This window comes from Planococcus sp. YIM B11945 (assembly GCF_050864155.1).
In the GTDB taxonomy this organism is placed as follows: Bacteria; Bacillota; Bacilli; order Bacillales_A; family Planococcaceae; genus Planococcus.
On sequence record NZ_JBOZWR010000003.1, the window covers coordinates 285149 to 306837 of the forward strand.

At 46.3% G+C, this 21689-nt stretch carries 19 protein-coding genes; 5 read left to right on the forward strand and 14 right to left on the reverse strand.

The features are described 5' to 3' along the window. Positions 1-20: 20 nt before the first annotated feature. A complete protein-coding gene (locus ACRRQV_RS06060) occupies positions 21-956 on the reverse strand; it encodes a beta-ketoacyl-ACP synthase III (protein WP_432528718.1) in 936 nt (311 codons plus the stop codon). Between the two features lie 197 nt (positions 957-1153). On the opposite strand from ACRRQV_RS06060, the gene ACRRQV_RS06065 reads away from it, so the two are divergent. Continuing rightward, on the forward strand, positions 1154-1339 hold the full coding sequence (locus ACRRQV_RS06065) for a YjzD family protein (RefSeq protein WP_432528720.1): 186 nt from the start codon (positions 1154-1156) through the stop codon (positions 1337-1339). Between the two features lie 28 nt (positions 1340-1367). Here ACRRQV_RS06065 and ACRRQV_RS06070 read toward each other — a convergent pair whose 3' ends face one another. The 3 genes from ACRRQV_RS06070 to ACRRQV_RS06080 form a co-directional block, all read right to left on the reverse strand. Next, positions 1368-3503, reverse strand: coding sequence for an ATP-dependent Clp protease ATP-binding subunit (locus ACRRQV_RS06070; protein ID WP_432528722.1), 2136 nt, complete (start codon positions 3501-3503; stop codon positions 1368-1370). A 132-nt stretch (positions 3504-3635) separates the two neighbouring features. Next, positions 3636-3944, reverse strand: coding sequence for a metal-sulfur cluster assembly factor (locus ACRRQV_RS06075; RefSeq protein ID WP_432528724.1), 309 nt, complete (start codon positions 3942-3944; stop codon positions 3636-3638). Between the two features lie 66 nt (positions 3945-4010). Further along, positions 4011-4787, reverse strand: coding sequence for a serine aminopeptidase domain-containing protein (locus ACRRQV_RS06080; protein WP_432528726.1), 777 nt, complete (start codon positions 4785-4787; stop codon positions 4011-4013). 574 nt (positions 4788-5361) lie between these two features. On the opposite strand from ACRRQV_RS06080, the gene ACRRQV_RS06085 reads away from it, so the two are divergent. Both ACRRQV_RS06085 and ACRRQV_RS06090 read left to right on the forward strand, forming a co-directional pair. After that, positions 5362-6168, forward strand: coding sequence for a Cof-type HAD-IIB family hydrolase (locus ACRRQV_RS06085; protein WP_432528728.1), 807 nt, complete (start codon positions 5362-5364; stop codon positions 6166-6168). 17 nt (positions 6169-6185) lie between these two features. Continuing rightward, positions 6186-7040: a DegV family protein gene (locus tag ACRRQV_RS06090; protein WP_432528730.1), complete on the forward strand. Its 855-nt coding sequence runs from the start codon at positions 6186-6188 to the stop codon at positions 7038-7040. A gap of 45 nt (positions 7041-7085) precedes the next feature. Here ACRRQV_RS06090 and ACRRQV_RS06095 read toward each other — a convergent pair whose 3' ends face one another. The 8 genes from ACRRQV_RS06095 to ACRRQV_RS06130 all read right to left on the reverse strand — a co-directional run bounded on the left by ACRRQV_RS06095 (position 7086) and on the right by ACRRQV_RS06130 (position 19066). Next, the gene (locus tag ACRRQV_RS06095; protein ID WP_432528732.1) at positions 7086-8540 is read right to left on the reverse strand and encodes an alpha-amylase family glycosyl hydrolase; all 1455 of its coding nucleotides are present in this window, start codon (positions 8538-8540) and stop codon (positions 7086-7088) included. Further along, positions 8464-8724: a hypothetical protein gene (locus ACRRQV_RS06100; protein ID WP_432528734.1), complete on the reverse strand. Its 261-nt coding sequence runs from the start codon at positions 8722-8724 to the stop codon at positions 8464-8466. Before ACRRQV_RS06100 ends, ACRRQV_RS06095 begins: the two co-directional genes overlap by 77 nt. After that, on the reverse strand, positions 8721-9092 hold the full coding sequence (locus tag ACRRQV_RS06105) for a YisL family protein (RefSeq protein ID WP_432528736.1): 372 nt from the start codon (positions 9090-9092) through the stop codon (positions 8721-8723). Before ACRRQV_RS06105 ends, ACRRQV_RS06100 begins: the two co-directional genes overlap by 4 nt. 70 nt (positions 9093-9162) lie before the next feature. Next, entirely contained in the window at positions 9163-10062 is a 900-nt protein-coding gene (locus ACRRQV_RS06110) for a fumarylacetoacetate hydrolase family protein (protein ID WP_432528738.1), read from the reverse strand. A gap of 43 nt (positions 10063-10105) precedes the next feature. Continuing rightward, entirely contained in the window at positions 10106-11284 is a 1179-nt protein-coding gene (locus ACRRQV_RS06115; protein WP_432528740.1) for a DUF418 domain-containing protein, read from the reverse strand. A gap of 10 nt (positions 11285-11294) precedes the next feature. Continuing rightward, positions 11295-14906 (reverse strand): helicase-exonuclease AddAB subunit AddA, encoded by a 3612-nt coding sequence (addA, locus tag ACRRQV_RS06120; protein WP_432528742.1) that lies wholly within the window; start codon positions 14904-14906, stop codon positions 11295-11297. Further along, on the reverse strand, positions 14884-18360 hold the full coding sequence (addB, locus tag ACRRQV_RS06125; RefSeq protein WP_432528744.1) for a helicase-exonuclease AddAB subunit AddB: 3477 nt from the start codon (positions 18358-18360) through the stop codon (positions 14884-14886). Before addB ends, addA begins: the two co-directional genes overlap by 23 nt. Before the next feature lie 76 nt (positions 18361-18436). Beyond that, positions 18437-19066: a TVP38/TMEM64 family protein gene (locus ACRRQV_RS06130; RefSeq protein WP_432528746.1), complete on the reverse strand. Its 630-nt coding sequence runs from the start codon at positions 19064-19066 to the stop codon at positions 18437-18439. Between the two features lie 109 nt (positions 19067-19175). On the opposite strand from ACRRQV_RS06130, the gene ACRRQV_RS06135 reads away from it, so the two are divergent. Continuing rightward, positions 19176-19868 (forward strand): AzlC family ABC transporter permease, encoded by a 693-nt coding sequence (locus ACRRQV_RS06135; protein ID WP_432528748.1) that lies wholly within the window; start codon positions 19176-19178, stop codon positions 19866-19868. After that, entirely contained in the window at positions 19868-20173 is a 306-nt protein-coding gene (locus ACRRQV_RS06140) for an AzlD domain-containing protein (protein ID WP_432528750.1), read from the forward strand. Before ACRRQV_RS06135 ends, ACRRQV_RS06140 begins: the two co-directional genes overlap by 1 nt. A 21-nt stretch (positions 20174-20194) precedes the next feature. Here ACRRQV_RS06140 and ACRRQV_RS06145 read toward each other — a convergent pair whose 3' ends face one another. Continuing rightward, a complete protein-coding gene (locus ACRRQV_RS06145) occupies positions 20195-20452 on the reverse strand; it encodes a DUF2198 family protein (RefSeq protein WP_432528752.1) in 258 nt (85 codons plus the stop codon). Between the two features lie 11 nt (positions 20453-20463). Then, positions 20464-21621: a PDZ domain-containing protein gene (locus ACRRQV_RS06150; RefSeq protein ID WP_432528754.1), complete on the reverse strand. Its 1158-nt coding sequence runs from the start codon at positions 21619-21621 to the stop codon at positions 20464-20466. Positions 21622-21689 lie beyond the last annotated feature (68 nt).

Genomic DNA, 21689 nt, shown 5'->3' on the forward strand with positions numbered 1-21689 from the left:
TCTTCCTTTCGCATATCCAATTATTTACCCCATCTCATAGCTATAGCGCCCCAAGTTAAGCCGCCACCAAAACCTACCATGACTACAACATCATCATCTTTAATCCGGCCTTCTTCCACATCTTCTACCAAAGAAATAGGAATAGAAGCCGCGGACGTATTGCCGTATTTATGAATCGTTTTTGACATTTTTTCAACCGGAAGATCCAGACGTGCTCTAGACGCTTCCATGATGCGGATGTTCGCTTGATGCGGAATCAGGAAATCGACGTCTTCTTTTGTCAGACCCGCTTTTTCAATTACCGTTTCTGCAGATTCGCCCATTTGACGGACAGCGAATTTGAACACTTCGCGGCCATTCATGACCAAATGCTTGCCTTCCTGGTACAAATGGCTTCCGCCGCTGCCATCTGCTCCAAGTTCGAACGATAAGATGCCTCGCCCTTCTGAAACTTTTCCGATAACCGCTGCACCTGCGCCATCACCAAAAAGAACAGCAGTGTTGCGATCTTCCCAGTTGGTAATTTTCGAAAGTTTTTCTACCCCTACTACGAGCACATATTTATAGACATCGGATTCGATAAATTGTTTTGCAGTCACCACACCGTACATAAATCCTGCACAAGCGGCTGATACATCCATCGCTGCTGCACGGACTGCACCGATATCTTGTTGAATCATACATGCCATAGATGGAAATGGCTGATCCCCAGTCACGGTTGCAACTAAAATCAAACCGATCTCTGCTGGATCAATCCCTGCGTCAGCAATGGCTTTTTTAGCGGCTTCTCTTGCCATGTCCGAAGTGTCTTGCTCATCTCGTGCAATTCGGCGCTGTTCAATGCCAGTCATCGTCCGGATCCATTCGTCAGATGTATCCATGCGCTTTTCCAAATCGAAGTTGGTCAATTTATCTTCGGGCAGGCATCTGCCGATACCGAGTATTCCTGCATTCATCGCTGGTCCCTCTTTTCATTTCGTTTCATTTATCATCATATATTAGTACCTGGTATTAATAATACGTCATTTAAGCATGGATTTCAACCAATTGACATACTTCCGACAAAATATCAGTAAAATCATGAATCATCCTTTCTGTCAGAAGGTGCGTATGCTATGATAGATGGAGATATTTTATGTTGAGGTGAAACTAGATGCAATTTATTGGAACCTTTCTTTGGTCATTTTTATTAATATCCATGCTTAATTACGTAGTGAGCGCTGTTCAAAACGTACCTTACGATTTTATGTTAGGTGTTTATGTTTCTTTGGGTGTTGCCGTATTGATCTTCATCATTTCGTCAATCATTCCAGACAGCCCAGCACCAGAAAAGCATTAAGAAAAAGAAGCGTAATCCGTTTATCGGATTACGCTTCTTTTTTGTTGATTTTTAATTGCTGGCCATCCATAGCTAATTGAATGGCTGTATTTGGCGCAATATCCCCTTTAATCAGTTCTCGTGCTATTTTAGTTTCGATTTCACGTTGAATAAAGCGTTTTAAAGGGCGTGCTCCAAAGACAGGATCGGTTCCTGCTTCTATTATATAGTCAATAACCGAGTCATCAACTGCCAGTTCGATTTGCTGCTGCTTCATGCGTTTTGCTAAATCAGCAAGCATTTTTTTCGCAATGCCGAAGAAATGTGTATTGTTCAGTGAATGGAAAATTACGATATCATCAATCCGGTTTAACAATTCCGGTTTGAAGTGCTTCCGCAGTTCCGCCATGACAATGTCTTCTATATTATGTTCGTTGTTTTCTTCTCCAATAAAAGCAGAACCGATATTCGAAGTCATGATCACCACGGTATTCGAAAAATTGATAAGCCGCCCTTGGCTATCAGTGATGCGGCCATCGTCTAAAATCTGCAACAGAATATTGGCAACGTCCGGATGAGCTTTTTCAATTTCATCAAGCAGTACAACCGAATACGGATTTCTCCGGACCGCTTCAGTCAGCTGCCCGCCTTCCTCATAGCCGATATAGCCGGGAGGCGCTCCTACAAGACGCGATACGCTGTGTTTTTCCATGTATTCGGACATATCAATGCGGATAAAATGATCTTCCGAATCAAATAAATTTGATGCCAAGGCTTTCGCCAGTTCGGTTTTCCCGACACCTGTCGGCCCTAGGAAAATGAACGAACCAATCGGTTTTTGCTCATCTTTTATGCCAGCCCGTGCACGCCATACGGCTTCGGTCACCAAAGAGACCGCTTTATCTTGCCCGATAACCCGTTCTTTTAAGGTTTCATCGAGGCGCAATAATTTCTCCCGCTCGCCTTCGACCAATTTGGTCACTGGAATACCTGTCCACCGTGCGACAATCCCTGCAATTTCTTCTTCAGTCACTTCTTCACGGAGCAGCCGTTCTGCTCCATCCACTTCCAATGCTGTTTCCAACACCGCCAATTCTTTCTCCAATTGTGGAATCTTGCCATGGCGAAGTTCCGCAGCCACGTTTAAATCGTATTTGTTTTCGGCATCTTCCAGTTGGCGCCGATATTGATCCAATTTCTCGCGTTTTACTTGAATCTGCTTTAACGACTCTTTTTCCTCGGACCATTGTTTTTTCATGCCCGAAGACGATTGTTTTAATTCAGCTATTTCCTTTCGCAGCGTTTCAAGCCGTGTTTTGCTGGCCGTGTCTTTTTCTTTCATCAAAGCTTGTTCTTCGATTTCCAGCTGCATCAAGCGCCGCGTCACTTCGTCCAGTTCCTGCGGCATTGAATCGATTTCCGTGCGGATCATCGCGCACGCTTCATCAATTAAATCAATCGCTTTGTCCGGCAAAAACCGCTCTGTGATGTAGCGGTTGGACATCGCGGCGGCGGCGACAATCGCCCGGTCATGGATGCGAACCGCGTGGTGCAGTTCAAAGCGCTCTTTTAGTCCGCGCAAAATCGAAACCGTGTCTTCCACAGAAGGTTCGCGTACTAAGACTTGCTGGAATCTACGCTCGAGTGCTGGATCTTTTTCAATATGCAGCCGGTATTCATCAAGTGTTGTAGCGCCGATGCAGAACAATTCCCCTCGAGCTAGCATCGGTTTCAACATATTCCCTGCATCCATCGCACCTTCTGTTTTTCCGGCGCCGACAATGGTATGAATTTCATCGATGAACAAAATAATTTGGCCATCGCTGTCTTTGACTTGTTTCAATACACTTTTCAGGCGCTCTTCGAATTCACCTCGGTATTTCGCCCCTGCAATCAACGCACTCATATCCAGTTCATAGATGACCCGGTCTTTTAAGCCTTCCGGCACATCGTTTCGGACAATGCGCTGGGCAAGCCCTTCCACAATCGCCGTTTTCCCGACTCCCGGTTCACCGATTAAGACTGGATTGTTTTTTGTTTTTCGTGATAAAATCCGGATCACGTTGCGGATTTCCTGGTCCCGTCCAATCACCGGATCCATTTTCCCCGATTGGGCTTCTTCTATCATATTGCGCCCGTATTGCTCTAATGGCGTTTTTTGGTCTTCTGTGTTCATTCGAACCATTCTAAACACTCCCCATAGAGTTTGACCTTTATTGACTAATTCAATTATAGGAGATTTCTTGAAAAATGGCAATTGCGAAGCACGAAAAAAACCTGCTTGGAATAAATCCAAACAGGTTTGTTCAATAGGTGTTTATCGGACTCCCAACGCCATTTTGGCGTAGCGAGACATATTGTCTTTGCCCCATACTGGCTGCCAAACGATTTTCACATCGACTTCGGACACTTCAGGCAATTCGTATAATGCCTGTTTTACCATATCGACGATTTGCGGGCCCATAGGGCACCCCATTGAAGTTAATGTCATAGTTACGACAGTAAATCCTTCTTCTGACATATCTACATCGTATACGAGGCCTAAGTTGACAATGTCAACGCCAAGCTCAGGGTCAATAACTTGTTCTAATGCACCCATAATGCTATCGCGCATATCTTGATCCATAAGAATCCCTCCTTTTTCTGTTCCTTTAATAGTAACAAACTTTCCGGTCAAATGAAATTTACTTGCCTATTCCACTACATGCTTAGCAAGCCAAGCTGTTCCTGCCAGCATCCCTTGCCGGCTGACCGCATGCCCCGATTCTTTTTCGCGCATAAAATGGAGCCGTTCCGGCACTTCGGCGTATTCCTCTAGTAATGAAGTATACAAGTTGAAGGTCGGTTCAAATGGAACGACGGGATCTTGTTCGCCGTGCCAGAAAAACAATGGCCGGCGATTAAAGGTATGCGGATGTTTTGTGCTGTCGTATAGCGCTAATGTATTTTGCAATTGCTCACGTTCTTCTATTGTAATAGGCAGTTTGTAGCCACGTGATTCAAATTGCGTGATTTGGGCATTCGACAGCTCGACGTAATTTCCAGCTCCCATCATCACCGCCGCTGCTTTGATCCATGGATAGGCCGTCAATGCACCTAACGTAGTTATGCCGCCCATCGACGTTCCGCCAATGGCGATTTCGCCAGCCACTAATTGTTTTGCATGGGCAGTTTCATTTATGTAGTCGAGCTCTTTTATAGAAGTCAGCACAATTTCCCAAAACCGTACGATCAGCTGCATTTCCGTTAAAGCTTCTGCCCGTTCCCCATGCAACAGTGCATCCGGCAATAAAACACGGATGCCTTTTTCCGCTAATTGGTAGGCATAATGCAAATTATGTTCTTTGGCGCTAGTGATGCCATGAAAAAAAACCACAGTGGGCAATTTTGCATTAAAACCGTTCTCGGGCGCTATATGCAGCAAAGGGATGCCTCCCCATTGTTCACGTTCAACTTTCACTTTACCCACATCCTTTTCCTTAATCGTACCAATGTTCTCAAAAACCGGCAAACAATCCGGCACCCATGATTGAGCCTTTATGATTTATTTGCTGAACTATAGTATACAAGTTTTAAGGGGCTGTCCCAAAAGGGGCTGACGTCCATTCCAGCGGACGCTTTCCGCGGGCTTGCGCCGAAATCCCGCAGGAGTCGCCGCTTCCATTCCCGTCAGCTAGCTTAAAAACGACAAAGAAAAGCAATCCTTTTCTTTGTCGTTTTTTTATTTTTGTAGTTATGGGACAGTCCCTTGCAAGCAGTTTCATATTGCTTCGAGGAATCTCTTATCTTCGGCGCATTTACGGGCTAGGCAAGAAATTGCCACAAAGAAAGTTTAGGGCAGTTCTTTTGCTTGGAAGCTAGCGAAGCGATGTAGAAGCATTATTCGCTACATAAAGAGAGTAGAGCCATGCCCAAAGCGACCGAAGCGTTGAAAAAACGGATAATTCTTTAATTCGGCTTATAGGGAATTAATATGAAATTTTTTTGACGAAACGCGCCACTTATCGCTACACTGTACTTATAGAGAAAGGAGACGTTTACTTATGAAACCACATTTGATTGTCCTTGATTTGGACGGGACTTTATTGACGGATCAAAAAGTCATCTCAGATAAAACGAAAACGACTCTCGGGAAAGCTCTCGATGCAGGACATCAGGTAATGATTGCTACAGGGCGGCCTTACCGTTCGAGCGAACCTTATTATAGAGAACTTGGCTTAACCACACCTATCGTCAATTTTAATGGCGCTTTTGTCCATCATCCGAATGATGCAAAATGGGGAACGCACCACACGCCTATCTCGTTGGACGTTGTCCATGAAGTGGTTGAATCAATGCACGACTTTAATTTTTACAACATCGTAGCTGAAGTGCTGGATGACGTGTATGTTCACTACCACGATGAAAAGTTAATGGATATTTTCCGTTATGGGGATCCTTCCATCACTACTGGCGATTTGCGCAACTTTTTAAAAGCGGATCCGACATCCATGCTGATTCATGCACCAATCGACAAAGTGCCGCTCATCCATGATCATTTGTCGTCTGTCCATGCAGAAGTGATCGACCATAGACGCTGGGGAGCGCCTTGGCATGTAATTGAAATCGTCAAAAGCGGCTTGAGCAAAGCGGTTGGCATCGACCGCGTATCGAAATCACTCGGCATTTCAAAAGAACACATCATCGCTTTCGGGGATGAAGACAACGATATGGAAATGCTGGACTATGCCGGAGTAGGCGTTGCCATGGGAAATGCCATTGACCCTCTGAAATCTATTGCCAATGAAATCACGTTGACCAATAACGAAGATGGCATCGCCGAATTGCTGATTGAGCGTTTGAAATTATAAAAAATAGGGGGATTGCAATGAGAATTTTTGCAGACAGCGCTTCTGATTTACCAAAAGATTTTTTTAAAAAAGAACAAGTTGTTTTATTTCCGCTTCGCGTCCATATTGGCGATGAAGAATTTGAAGACATCCGCACCATCCATTCCAAAAAGGTATTCGATGCGATCCGCACAGGCGTCCAGCCGAAAACGTCACAAGCTTCTCCAGAAGAAATGCTGTCCGCTTTTGAACAGTTGGCAAAAGACGGGGATGAAGGCTATTACATCGCCTTTTCATCTGAACTGTCTGGAACTTACAACACTGCCGTTATGGTCGCAGAACAAGTCCGTGAAGACCATCCAAATTTGAAATTGACGATCCTCGATTCAAAAGCGGCTTCCCTTGGGTATGGCTTGCTTGTAAAAGAAGCTGTAAAATTGCGGAATGCCGGCCATCCACTCGGCGAAATTATCGAACGTACCCGCAAAATGGCAGACCATCTGGAAAGCTTGTTTACAGTAGAAGATTTGGATTACATGGCAAAAGGCGGCCGGATTTCAAAAGGAAGCGCCTTTGTTGGCGGCTTATTGAACATTAAACCGCTTCTTCACGTGGAAGAAGGGCGGCTCGTGCCAATCGAGAAATTGCGGGGACGCAAAAAAGTTGTGAAACGCATGATGGAATTGATGGCGGAACGCGGCGAAAAGCTGAACAAGCAAACTATCGCAATTTGCCACGGCGATGATGAAGAATTTGCTTCTATTGCAAAAAAAGAAATCGAAGAACATTTCCAGCCGAAAGATGTGGAAGTCCATATAATCGGTTCGGTCATCGGGGCCCATACCGGTCCTGGAACGCTTGGCATTTTCTTTTTAAACAAAGACCTATCCTAATAAAAAAGGCACTGCCCCTTTAAAAGAGACAGTGCTTTTTTTCATTTATTCCTTCGATTTAGCCGCTTCGTCCGCTTTTCGCTGTTTTCCTTTTTTCCAGACAATGCGCAAGAACACGAGGAAGACGACATACAACACAATCAAAGCCGCAATGTAAGCTTTGTTGAATCCACGTTCTTCTGTTACGTGAAACGTTTCTGCTACTTCTCGGTCTAATGTAATTTGATATTCCCCATTTGCTTCTTGGCGGACAATATCGTTTTCGAACAATCCACGGATTTCTTTATCGCTGCCCACGATATCCGCCGGCAAACTGATGCTTTTTGTTTCCGAAGAATTGTTAATGGCCACTATCCATGTTTCATCTTCGTTCGAGCGTTTGTAAACGAGCCAGCCGTCTTCTTCATGAAGCATTTCAAGCTCCCCGACGCGCAGCGCTTCGGATGAATTGCGGAGCGACATCAAATTCGTGATATGGTCAACCAGCTCTTGCTCGACGCCCAAATCCAAGATTTGGTGCGATTCCGGAACAGCTTCTCCGTTCATTGCAATTTCAGAACCGTATTGGACTACCGGAATTCCCGGCATGGTAAGCAGTTGTGTAAAGAGCAAATTCCAGCGTGTGGGAGGATAGCCTTTATCTTTAACAATGTCAGATGTAAACCGTGAAGTTAAAAGCGAATCCACTCGGATCAGCTCATTTTCAGTCTCGCCCATCACTTCAACCAAAGCGGCTTCGTCTTGGTCAAAGTTTTTGTACGTATCCCGAAGTGCCTTTTCAACTCCCGGAGCCACAACTGCATCAAGGCCAGCAACAGGTTCCATTTCCTGGTCGCTCAAAATGTACATGCTCCGCACATTTTTCATCGCCGCTGAGAATTCTTCTATGAATTTCGGATCCAACCGGTCTGCTGATTGCAAGCGCAGCCCGTCGATCTTGTAGTTTTCAGCAAAATCCACAAACGTTGAAGCCAGCGCTTTTTGCGCTTCCGGATTTGATAGATCAAGCGCGACGGTTCCGTCTTCATTGTCCATAAACCAGTCGGGATTTTCTGCCGCCCATACATGGTTCGGGCTAAGCTGCTGCGTTGGGACGTCTATGATGATTTTCATGTCCAAGTCATGGCTTTTTTCGATCAAGGCCTGAAACTCTTCCGATGTGCCAAAATGGCGTTCCAATTTAGAGTAATCAATCACTTGCTTGCCATCGTATGTATCCGCAGAAAATACGGGGCCAACTGAAAGAACGGTAAAACCCATTTCCTGAATGTGGCCAATTTCACTGACCAGCCCTTCAAAATCTCCGCCGGTAAAAGCGGCAGGATCGGAACCGTTCACGTTAAAATCATTTTGAATTTGCTTGTTAAAATAACGGTCCACTAACACATCATATATACTTTCGTCCTGCAGCGACCGCGTTTCTTCAGCTGCGGATGCAGGATTCATCAAACTCACTAACAGCATCAAAACGAACATGCTGATTGGCCATTTTGCTTTCAATTTGAAAATCCTCCTTCAATGAGGCCACGTTATTCCGTTCCACCCGATTAATTTTAACAAACTCCTGCTCCAGCCGCCATCCAAACATCGAGAAAGCCTCATTTCTAACTCCAGTTTCGTCTAAACTGTGAAATTTACCACATAAAAAAACAGGCGCATAAAGCGCCTGTCTTAGCGATTTCATAAAAAGTCGATGCCGATTGGCAATCTGAAACCGAAGAACATCGTGACAATTAAAAATACCAGGAATAAAACCCAGAACATCGTTGTCGGTTTTTGTTTTTTCGAACGAACCAATACCATTTCCATCATGCCAATTGTCAATATGCCGAAAAGGAACTTCATGCCGTATTGCATTGCGTCACTTGAAGAATACTCAATAAATAACGCCAAACCGGTGATAATAATCAAAATGTAGAACAAGCGCAAGACCATATGAAGAATTTTGCGGCCCTTGCTTTCGCGGTGCATCGATGCGGCGATTAAAAACAGCACGATTCCGATGACCCATGTTGTGATGTGCACATGCGTATTATTCACTAAAAAGTCCATAACGTCACCTCTTTATAATATAGTCCTTACCAGTTTAGCATAACTAAAGGGCTAAAGGACAAGTTGAGCGTTATGACAAATATGTGACGAGCGTGCCGATTGATTCGATAGAAACTTTCACGGTGTCGCCTGCTTTTAAAAATTTCGGCGGGTTAAAGCCTTTTCCGACTCCCGCAGGCGTTCCTGTCAAAATAACATCTCCGGGTTCTAATGCCACATATTTTGAAACTTCAACGATGATGTCATCCACACGGCGGATCATATTTTCGGTATTGCCGTTTTGGCGGACTTCATCGTTTACTTTGGTGACGATGGATAAATCCTGGGCTTCTGGAATTTCATCTTTTGTCACCAAGTATGGCCCCATTGGGCACGAGCCTTCCAAGCTTTTGCCTATAAAATATTGCTGGTGCTTGCTTTGCAGATCTCTGGCCGTCAAGTCATTGGCGATTGTATAGCCAAATACGTAATCATACGCCAGCGGCTTTGGAATCGATTGTCCAGCTTTACCAATGACAACCGCAAGCTCGCCTTCGTAATCATAGGAATCTGTCAAATCGCTGTGAACCGAGACGGTCGCTTCATCTGGAACAATGCTAGTAGGCGATTTTGTAAAGACCACTAAATCTTCAGGTGCTTCAGAACCCATTTCCTTTGCATGGTCCGCATAGTTTTTGCCAATGGCGATGATGTTTTTAGGCGTTCTCGCAATTGGCGCCAACCATTCGATTTCTGTATAAGAGTGTTTGAAATCGTCCGGGTTTTCGGATTGGGCAGCAGCTTCCGTCAATTTCCGGATTTGCTCCACAAACTCCATCCCTTGTGATATCCCTTCAATCAGCTGTGCCGGAAAAGATGGTAAAACCTCTAATTGTTCTTGTATTGCTAATACATCCCATACGGCTTCTTCTTTTTTCACTTTCGGTCCAAAACGTTCTTTTCCTTCATAGCGAAACGATAACAGCTTCATTCATTAAACACTCCTTTTCTTTGATTCCATTCATTATACACATTCAGCGTTTTAAATTGTTGCTTTTTTCAATATTTTTTCCGTATGTCCATCTTCGCCAAATCATTTCAAGCGGCCCTTTAGAAAATTTCATGAACCACACCTCGGCAAAAATAAGTTGAATGACGAAAATTCCGGCCGCAATCAACGTACCTGTCAAAAGATCCACTTTTCCATACAATCCCAATCCATAAGAATAAAAAATAAATGTCGCAATTATCGATTGGGCAATGTAAGTGGTGAGAGACATTCTTCCTGCTTTTGCAATCGGCTGCAAAACTTTTCGTACACCGCCGGACTGCGCAATCAACGTAATGATGGATGCGTAGCCAAGGGCTAAAAGCGGTCCGCCAAAAATATCTTGCAAATACACAAAAGCGTAGTTATTGTCGATGAAATATGGCGTTGCTTTTAAAAGCAATCCAATCGCCAATGAACCAACGGCAAGAAACACCCATAATTTGCGGTATTGCTTCGTGCGTTCAATCAATTGCCATTTTGCTGCTGCAACGCCTGCCATCAAAAACGGCAAGATTGTAACAATCAAAATCACAAAATTAAACGGTCCGTTGCTGTACAGCCAATCGCTTAATCGCTGGCTGAAAATATCTGCGAACGTTCCCGCCGAATACGCATCAATCGAACTTTGAACCTCTTGAATGCCCGTATAAAAATTCGGATTAGCCGCCACTGCTACAAACATCAATAGCAGAATCAACAGGTGTGGAAGGATGTATATAACCGCCCCTAACCCTAAAAGCATTTTGGAAGGAAGCCGGATCATGCCGAGCAGCAAAAGACCCATGATGGCATACGTAATTAAAATATCTCCATACCAAATCAAAAACGCATGGATGATTCCGAACGCCAGCAAAACCAGCAGCCGCTTGACTGCCATTGGCATAAATGGCTGCCGTCTTGCTTCCGCTCTCAAAAATTGTATACCCAATCCATAGCCAAATAACATCGAAAACAGCGGATAAAAACTCGCTTGAATAAAAATATCAATAAACGCATAGATTTCACTGTCCCACGGTTGATCGAAATAGGAATATGGATCTACGTAAGATAATGGCGAATGGAAAGTCAGCATATTAATCAGCAATATGCCCAGGAGTGCAAAACCTCTCATTAAGTCAATGGCTTCCACTCGCTCGGTTAATGCTACAGGTTGTAATTTCAATCGAATCCCCCTAAATCTTCACTTCATTGCCCGCTGCAAACAAATACAACAGCCGTTCAGTGATCGGTATGCGCAAAATCGCTTCCACCGCATCTTGATAGACCGCTAACTGTACTGTATACCGAGCAGCCATTTCGCTTTGGACATCTGCTAATTGCCCGATGCGGTCCGTTTTATAGTCGAGCAGCACCCAGCCGTCTTCTTCTTCAAAAAGGCAATCCACTATCCCTTGGATGATTTGGCGGTCTCCTTCTTCGTCTTCTTTGGCATACGTAAACGGCACTTCCCGCTTGATTTGCTTAGCTTTCATAAGCCGATCGGCCGTTTTGCTGTCGTAAAACCGTTCGATTTCCGAAATCCGCACCGCTTTGCCTTCATCTGGCGACAAAATCTCCATGCCGACCAAAGTCTCGACAAATTCCTTGATTTCAGGAGCGGATAATTTTCGGTCCAGCGGAATTTGCTGCATGACCGCATGGACTGCCGTTCCCACGTCTGCCGCTGACAACCGTTTTTCTTGCATAAAGTCTGGACGAGTGAAAAGCGTTTTCCGTTCAGCCGTTGCCGTTTGAATGAACGATTCCGGTTCATCCAGCCGCTGCAGCATCTGCAGGCGCTTCATTTCCGAAACCGATTGCTTCGAGCGCTTTTCCACCGCGTGCTCAAATGGATACCGATAGTCAAAACGATTATGGATTTCTTCCGTGAAATTCCCCTCCCCTTCCGCCACGCTTGTTAATTGCGTAAAATCCAAGGTTGTAGGCAGAAGGGAACGCGTTTCAATCACATCGATATGGAAACGCGATGCGTGAGGCAGCATATTGCCGTTTTGATTCAGCGTCTCTGCTGCATCCGGATGGCGGGACAAAGCCGGCCCGATCCAGTCCAGATAGCCTTTGGCGCGCGACCGGACAAAGTCAGGAAGTCGCTGTTCTTTGGAAGCGACTTTCCATTTCTCGAACAGCTTTTCTGTTTCTTTGACAGAAGCGGTTAAATACAAGCGTTCTTTGGCTCGTGTCATCGCTACATACAACACGCGCATTTCTTCCGCTTTCATCTGCAGTTCTTTTATTTCTCTGACAGCCAAAAACGGCAATGATGTGTACTCGATGCGCGTTTCCGGATTGACCGCTTTTACCGCAAGTCCATATTCCTGGTCGAATAAATAGGATTTCCGGAGATCCATTTCGTTAAAGTTCCGGCCCATACCTGCAACAAAAACAACCGGAAACTCGAGGCCCTTCGATTTATGGACGGTCATCAAGCGCACGACGTTTTCTTTTTCACTCAACGATTTTGCCGTACCTAAATCATCGCCGCGTTCTCTCATGCGGTCGATAAAACGCAAAAAGCGGAACAAGCCGCGGAAAGACGTTTTTTCATATTCCAATGCCCGGTCATGCAATGCGCGAAGATTCGCTTGACGCTGTTTGCCGTTCGACATCGCCCCGGCCATTTCGTAATAATTGGTATCCAAATACACTTGCCAAATCAATTCGGAAAGCGAGCCGCGGCGCGCCAAATTCCGCCAATCTTCAAGCCGCAGCACGAATCGCTGAAGTTTTTCCGCAGCTGCCGGATCAATGCCGGTACCAGAGCGGATAAACATTTTAACAGCTTCGTAAAACGTGGCGTTTGGTGCTGCCAAACGGATTTCTGCCAATTCATTTTCCTTTAAACCGATAAACGGCGCCCGCAACACGGAGACGAGCGGAACGTCTTGGTACGGGTTATCGATCACCCGCAGCGTATTCATCATGATCATAACTTCCAAGGCGTCAAAATAGCCGCCTCTTAGTTCCGCGTATAGTGGTATGCCTGCCATTTTGAATTCATCGACAAAGTCTCCCGACCATGTCATGGAACGCATCAAGACGACAATATCACTGTATTCCAATTTTCGCTGCGTTTGTTTCCACGGATTAAAGACTAGCGTCTCCTCTTCTATCAGTTCACGGATTTTTCCGGCGATATAGCGGGCTTCCCATTTCGATTTTTCAAAATCGTCGTCAGCCGCCGTTTCTTCTTCGCCTTCCGGTTCGTGAATCAATGCCAGTTCAATTGGCGGATGCTCCCCGTCATAAGGCGCCAGCGCTTTTAACGCAGCCGCATCGTCATAATCGATTTCCCCGACCCGTTCACCCATGATTTGTGAAAAGATAAAGTTGGTGCCGTCCAAAACCGTTTCCCGGCTTCTGAAATTGGCATTCAAATCGATGCGAAGCCCTGTATTGTCCGTTTCTTTTCCAAAACGGCCATACTTGCCCAAAAACAGCATCGGCTCTGCTAAACGGAAACGGTAAATGGACTGTTTGACATCGCCAACCATAAACAAATTGCCGTTCGCTTCGTTTCCGGATTTCACGAGATTCAAAATAGTTTCTTGCAGCATATTCGTATCCTGGTATTCATCGACCAGCACTTCTTTAAAAAGTTTCCGGTAGTCTTCAGCGATTGCGGAAGGCTTGCCATCGTCTGATAAAATTTGCAGCGCGTAATGCTCTAAATCGGAAAAGTCGACAAGCGCCCGCTCCACTTTCAATGCCTTGTATTGTTCTGCAAAAGCCTGCGTCAATTCCACTAAAGTTTGCATCAGCGGCGCCATTTCCCGCATTTCATCAAGCAGCCGTTTTGGCGACCGGACAAAATATGCATCGAAAATGTCATTGACGATTTTTTTCACTTGATTGCGTTTCGCTTTTGCTTCCTCCGCCAAAGCCGGATCGCACGAGTCTTTCCGAATTGTCCCTGCTTTTTGCCATGTGAACGAGCGGGCCATCGCATAAACGCTTTCCCATGAATCTTCTAAATTGGCGATTGCCGTATCGATGACAACAGCATCCATGGCAAACGTATCGGCTAAAATCGCTGGCCCTTCCGGATCCAGCGCGAGTTCTTTGCCTTCTCGCGCTAAATGCAGCGCTTCTTCAAGCGCATGGCGGATTGTCATCTTCAAATCATCGATAAACGGCAATTCATCAATCGAAGCGCCGGGTGGCACCTCGTAAAGAGCGGGCACATGCTTCAGCCACTCGTCAGGATCCGGGTGCACCCGGGAATAATCATAGAGTTTCGTCAACAGCACTTCCATCGCCTGATCGCTGCGGTCAGACGTAAAACTGTCTGCCAATCGGTAGACAGCCTCCGCCTTTTCTCCTTCATACGCTGCTTCCAATACCGCTTCCACCACATCGTCCCGCAAGAGTGCGGCTTCCGTTTCATTGGCGATGCGGAAACCGGGATCGATTTCAAGTAGGTACGCGTATTGCTTTACCACTTGCAGGCAAAACGAGTGCAGCGTCGAAATTTGGGCTTTATTGATCAAACGCAGCTGCTTGCGCAAATGTTTGGACTGCGGATTTTCGATCATCGCTTTTTCCAGTGCATCGGACATCCGGTGGCGCATTTCAGCAGCCGAAGCATTGGTGAACGTCACCACCAGCAATTCATCCACTGAAATCGGATCGGTTTCATCCAGCACTTTTTCAATCATCCGGTTAATCAAGACGGCGGTCTTGCCAGAACCGGCAGCAGCAGAAACGAGCATGTCCTGCCCCTTCGCCCAAATTGCCTGCCATTGTTCATCAGTCCAAGTAGCGTCAGCTGGTTTTATCGGAATCATCGCTTGCCGCCTCCTTTCTTATCAGTTCGACTGCTTTATCCGCAGGCAAAGCCGGCAATTTCCGGAACGATTGGTCCGGGTCTGCCGGATCAAACTGGCAGATGGACCGGTACGAACAAAACTGGCAAGGTGTGTCTTCTTTCACTTTGTACGGAATAATCCGGGTATCCCCATCCAAAATGCCATTGCCGGCAGCTTGGTGTTTGTTCCGGACAAATCTCCGGATTGATTCCATGTCTTCTTTAAGGACTGTTTTTGACTGGGATTTTGAAATGCTCCCGTTTTTATTCAGCCGCACGGGGATGATATTTGAATAGCCGTCAATTTCTTCATCCATGGCGTGGATGACGTCCGGGTCTTCCACTACGAGGCCGTTCATTTTAAACGACTTGGCGACTTCGTCTTCCAATTCTTCCGCTGTCATCAATTTCGTCAATTTCAGCATCGGATTGTGCATATGGAAATAAAGGACGCCTGCCGGTTCCGCTTGTTCGCCGAGCCAGCGGTCCGAATGCGTCAACGCGACATCCAAATACGTGAATGTCTGAAGCGCCAGGCCGTGGTAAACATCGCTTAAATCCAATCCTTGCTTGGACGATTTATAATCGACAATGCGGATATACGGTTTGCCGTGGATTTCTGTGGAATCAATGCGGTCGATCCGGCCTCTCACATTCATTTTCCGGCCTTTTTTCAACTCGATATCCAGCGCGGGAATCGTTTCTTTCGGGCCGAAGCCGACTTCGAGCGCAACTGGTGCAAACCCGGTGACTTTTGCGTGTTTGCTGAGCATAAAAGCGGTCTGCCGGATAATCCCTTCCAATTTGTGCTGAATATACCGGTAGCGGTGCGAACTGATGAGAATGTGGTTGACGAAATAAGGCGCCAATTGCTCCATCGCTTGTTTTGCCAATTCCCGGCATTGCTTTTGCGATAAACTGGACCATGACACATCAAGCCGGTTGACTTCATCGGAAATCCATTTGATGGCGGCATGAAACAAATCACCCATTGCAGGAGCCGCCAGCTTATACTGGCTGCGCTCTTCAAGCCGCAAGCCATACGCCACGTAATGTGCAAACGGACAGCCAAAATACGTTTCAACCCGCGATACGCTTGAAGAAATCGGCGTACCGTATAACGGCTCAGCCACATCTTCGCGCAGCGTCTCCGCGTTATTCGGCTTTAACGGCTCTTGAAGCCGCATGATGACCGAAGACCAAAAAGGATCTTCCTGGTAATAAGCCAACACTGCACGCCACTCGGCTTTCAAATCTCCGCCGCGCAGCTGTGACGTCAAATACGACAAAGCCGCTCTAGGGTGCGAAATATAATCCAAATGGGATGCTTCTTTTAATTCTTCCGGGTCGATGACGGCAAGGTCCGCTTCAATGCCGAACATATCCAGCAATTTCGGAATGTACAAGGAAGGCAGCAGCGCTTTCCCTTCTTCATCGGCGATCGGATAAGAAACCGTCAGCAAATCAGAAGCGGACGTGAATGCCCGGTAGACCATATACGTTTCGTCCATAAGACGGGTTTTCGAAGTGGGCGCCAACTCAATCCCAATTCGCGCAAACCATTCGCGGTCGGTATCGGTCAGCAAGCCTTCTTGCTCGATCCGCTTTGGCAAAACGCCGTCGTTTGCACCGATGACAAAGACGGATTTGATGCCCATCAGCCTTGCCAAATCAATTTTAGACACGGTAATTTGATCGAGGGAAGTTGGAATCCGTGAAAACTCCAGCGTTTCAAATCCTTCGTCCAAAATTTTCACTGCTGTCGCGAGGTCAAGCTCTTTGTCGCCAAACATCAGCACAAACTGGTCCAATACGCCGATCCATTGGTTCCAGGCTTGTTCATGCTCACTTGCTGCAAGCAAGCGGTGTTCGAATTCTTCTCGCTCTTTCAAATGCTGAATTTTTGCGTAGACATCCAGCTCTTCAATAAAGACATACAACGCTTCTGCAATTTCTTTTCCAGTAACGCAATGGTCCAGCCTGTCTTTCAAACGGGCAAGCGGCTCGCGGATCAAATCACGGATGGCATGCAATTCCATCTGCATCGCTAGTTCCTCATCTGTCTGGATGCCGGTATGGAATTCCAATCCGCGGTATTTTTTATAAAACCAGCGTTTTTCTTCAAACCAGCGTTCACCATAAATGCCGTTTGCGATGATGAAATTCTCTAAAACGTCGCTTCTTTCGCGCCATTTCGACACACTGCCTTCGGGGAAAAACAAATCCGTTTTGACCGCGCGAAATACCGGTTCATAGGCATAATTAGACAGCACTGCTTCTAAAACCGAGCGGCTGAATTCGATCAGCGGATGATGCAGCATCGATTTTTTTCGGCTAATAAAATACGGAATATCGTATTGAGGAAAAATGGTATTGATCAATTCGTCGTACGCTTCCGGCTCCCGGTACAAAATGGCGATTTCGTTATAGCGCATCCCAGTTCGTATTTGATTCCGGATGTTTCTCGCCACCGCATGCATTTCCGCTCTTCGGTTGGCGGATTCAATGATGGAAACATGGCCTGACGATTCGGTTTTTTGCAGCGGGTAATCATCAAAATGCTCTTCTAAATGCAAAAGATCGGAATTGTTAAAACGGCGCTGTTCCTGCAGATAAACAGAATGGTCCACTTCGACGCCGTCTTTGCGCGCTTGGTCAACAAGGCGCTGTCCAGTTAACGCCGCTTGATAAAACAGTGCTTGCTCATCATTCGGGTCGGTCCCGCTGTCCATTGGCAACGCGATTGTCACCGACTTAGCATATTTCATCAATTCGAAAATAATTTCAAACTCGCGTGCTGTAAACGTCACGAAGCCATCTAAATAAATGACGGCATCTTTGACGATATCCGAGTGTCGGATTTTTTCAGACAATAAAGCGAGATGCCCTTCGGAATCGACAAACACTTTGCCAAGCCGGCTTTCGATTTCCGTCAAAATCAATTCCAAATCCGTCGCTTTGTCCAGCAGCGTTCTCGGCGCTCCCGCTTCGGTCAACGACGCACGGATGTTCACCAATTCCCCGCAGTCCACGCAATAACGCGAAAATTCTTTGACCAATTGCTCGACTTGGTCGGTAAAGCCTCTTTTGCCAGCAGCACGGCGGAACAGCTGGAAATCTTCTTTGTGTTCTTCCAGCAAGCTGCGAATCAGCATCCGGTAACCGAACAGATCGACTTCTTTGCGGCTGATCCCCCCCACTTCCTGCAGCACCCGCCAGGCCAGCCGTTTGAACGTCATGGCTTGCGCCCGGATGGTTCCTTTCATGCCATCAGCGGTCGACAAACTATACTCCGTTGAAAACGACATTTGGTCAGGCACGATGAGGAAAATCGAGCCGCCATCTGCTTGGCGTTTCAGTTCTTCAACGATTTCTTCTTGCATAAACCGGGTCTTTCCAGAACCAGCGCGTCCATATACGACTCGTAAAGACACAAAATCACCTCTCTGTTTGTAGAACGTTTGTTCTTAATTTTATAGGAAAAGCATTAAAATAGCCACTTAAGCGTATTTACTGTTTTTGCTTTTTAAGGTCTTCGGCCGCTCTGCGAAAATCGTCTTCCGCTTTTTTGTTCATCCGGTTTTCAAGAATTTTGCCGATAATATAGAGCAGCGCAATGACCACGATTACAATTGCCGTCCGGATTGGCTGGGTGAATAACGCACGGATGTCATAGCCAACAAAGGTCACGACAAATACCATGACAAATTTGCCAGCTACGAGCGTCAGCAAATAATAATGCCGGCGAAGATTGGAGAGGCCTGCCACTAAATTAACCAGAGCAGAAGGCGTAAACGGAAAACAGAGAAGCAAGAAAAGCGGACCAAATCCATTTCGCTCTACCCAGTGGATAAGCCGCTGCACTTTTTTATGCCGGGTCATAAAATTCAAAAAGCGGGCTTGACCGAATTTCCGGACTACTAAAAATACTGCATAAGAGCCCGCGACCGTCCCAGCCCAGGACAGCAAAAATCCAAACCAGAATCCGTAAGCCGTCGCATTGGCAACCACAAATGCAAACAACGGCAAGAAAGGAAGAAATGCTTCAACAAATAGAAGCAAAAATCCGATAACGGGACCAAGCGCCCGGTAAGATTGAGTCAGTTCATATATATACTCCCATGAGAGAAAATCAGTCATATTTTCCATCCTTTATACTGCTTGATTTTATGATATGCTATTATAATTACTTTACACTCTTTATCCCGTTTTGGAAAAGAGAAATAATTTTAATTAAGGAGTGAGGAAATTGGACGGACGCGGGTTTTCTGCTGGCCTGAAAGCTGGGACTAGCATTGCCATTGGCTATTTCCCTATCGCCATCACGTTTGGCCTGCTTGCCAAAACAACGGGGCTTTCCATTATTGAAGCAACGGCAATGAGCATTTTCGTGTTTGCGGGAGCCGCTCAATACATATCGCTTTCCTTGATTGCAGCGGGAGTTTCTCCGGCAGTCATTGTAATCAATACGTTCATCGTCAACATCCGCCATTTTCTTATGACGGCGGCACTGAATGAAAAGATGCAGCCGGATGCCCGGTGGAAAAAAGCGCTTTACGCGTTTGGCATCACGGACGAATCCTTTTCCGTTTTGGCCACTCAATCCGGCGGCAGGCTCCGGACTCCGTTTGCTGCCGGCGTCATTTTGATTTCGTACGGCAGCTGGGTGCTCTTTACCGCAGTCGGCCATTTGATCGGCGCCAACTTGCCGCAATTTTTGCAGCTCTCCATGTCGATTGCGCTGTACGCCATGTTTATCGGGCTGCTTGTCCCCTCTATGCGCGGCAACCGGAAAGTAGTAAGCCTGGCTGTGATCGCTGCGCTTATCAACTCGTTGTTCTTTTTTACCGAATGGCTGTCGACCGGCTGGGCAATTATGGTTTCGACGCTCGCTTCTGCCATCATCATTGAACTTATTACTTTGAAAGGCGTGAAAGCATAATGGAATCCTGGTTTTGGTGGATGATTTTAGGTATGGCCGTCGTCACGTACATCCCGCGCGCGGTTCCGCTGACGTTTCTGGAAGGCCGGGAACTGCCGGCTCCTGTCCAACATGTGCTGCGCAACATCCCGTTTGCCGTTCTCGGCGCTCTTATTTTTCCGGCTGTGTTTTTTATTCAAGAAGACATCTGGTTCGGGATCATCGGCGCAATCGCTGCATTCGCTCTGGCGTTTGCCGGCGCCAACGTCATGGTCGTTGTCCTTGGATCCATAGCCGTACTGGCGATTTACAGTTTATTATTTTAATGAAACCAAAAGAAAAAGCCGTCACTCATTTTCATGAGATTCGGCTTTTTTGCGTTTATTGAACATCGTTGTTGAATACCAAAATCCTGCAGTCAAAGAAGCGGCGTTAACGACGTATAGAAACCACGTATTCGTGTACCCTGCGTAAACAGCGGCCGCAATTAATGCAACCGTCAAGACCAGCCCAACAACATGGTGGAAAGTCACTCTCGTGAACAGCACTACGAGCAGCCCCGGAACCAGTAAAGACAATAAAAATTTCGTGACGATCGATTCCATTTTTGGTCTCCTTAATTGGCTATAATCAAACCTAGCCGGTGGTGGTCATGCCGGAAAATCACATGCTGGCGAAGCCGAACTTCGCGGTTATGGTCAAGCACTTCCAATCGGCAATGAGCGGCATTCACTTGAATCGCTTCGTATAGTTCCGTTTCGTTGGAAACCGTCAAGCCATTCACTTTCCGAATGACTTCTCCGCGCACTAGACCCATTTTATCGGCAGGTGAATCAGGAAGAACGTCGACAATCATGACGCCAATCGCTTGAGGAGCCACTGCATTATTGCCTTGTCTTTCTTTCATTACAAAATAGATGGTAATAAACAGGCGGCCAGCTGCGCCAATGCCGAGCGCCGCCAATGCCATCGGCGCCCATAACAGTGAACCTAAAGCTAAAACGGCTATAGCGCCGCCTAACCATAAAACCCATTTTCCAATCACCGGAAACAAATACACAGGCAAGGTTTTTCGGGCTCGGCTTTGAAAACCGAAAACGACTGGAAATAACATCAATGAAAAGCTGCTTTCTCCAATTGGCAATTGCGGCCAATACGGTGCATACGATTCAAGAAGCGAACCCGGAACCACTAATAATACTGGAAGAAGCCATAGCCGTTTAGCTGTGTAAAAAGCAGCCGTCATTCCGCGTGCTGATTTTTGAAGATCAGGAGAAGCGGAAACTTCCCCGCGTTTTTGGATGAGCCAGCCTTCCACTGCGACAACCGCTCCGGCTATCAAAGCAACCGGCAGCAGCCATTCCCACGAAATGGCGTATCCATTGTACGTTAAAAATCCAAAATTCAGGGACCAGCCATTTGCCTTCATCAACCAGCCGAGTACAACTGCTCCTAAAGCCAAGTAAACAAATGAACCTACGTGATAATAACCAGAAATCATTACCACAATGCTTACGATGCTTAATGCAATCAGCCATTCAACCGGAACCGTTAAACCGATTCCCGCAAAAAGAATGGATAAAATCAACGCAAAGAGCCATCCGTCTTTTAACATGCCAACAAATTCAGTCCATCCCCACACAATGCGGGTCCTAAACAGTTTCCGTTCTTTTTTCACCCGGAAGTATCCCAAAAGAACAGATACGAGCAGCGCTATGTAAAAAACCGGATTGATAAAAAATCTTCCTATGTCGAGCAACGCATCAACTATCACTTGTTTTACACCTTCCCATCGCCGGCAACACACGTTTCTTATCATTGTACCAAAGAAAACCAGGATGC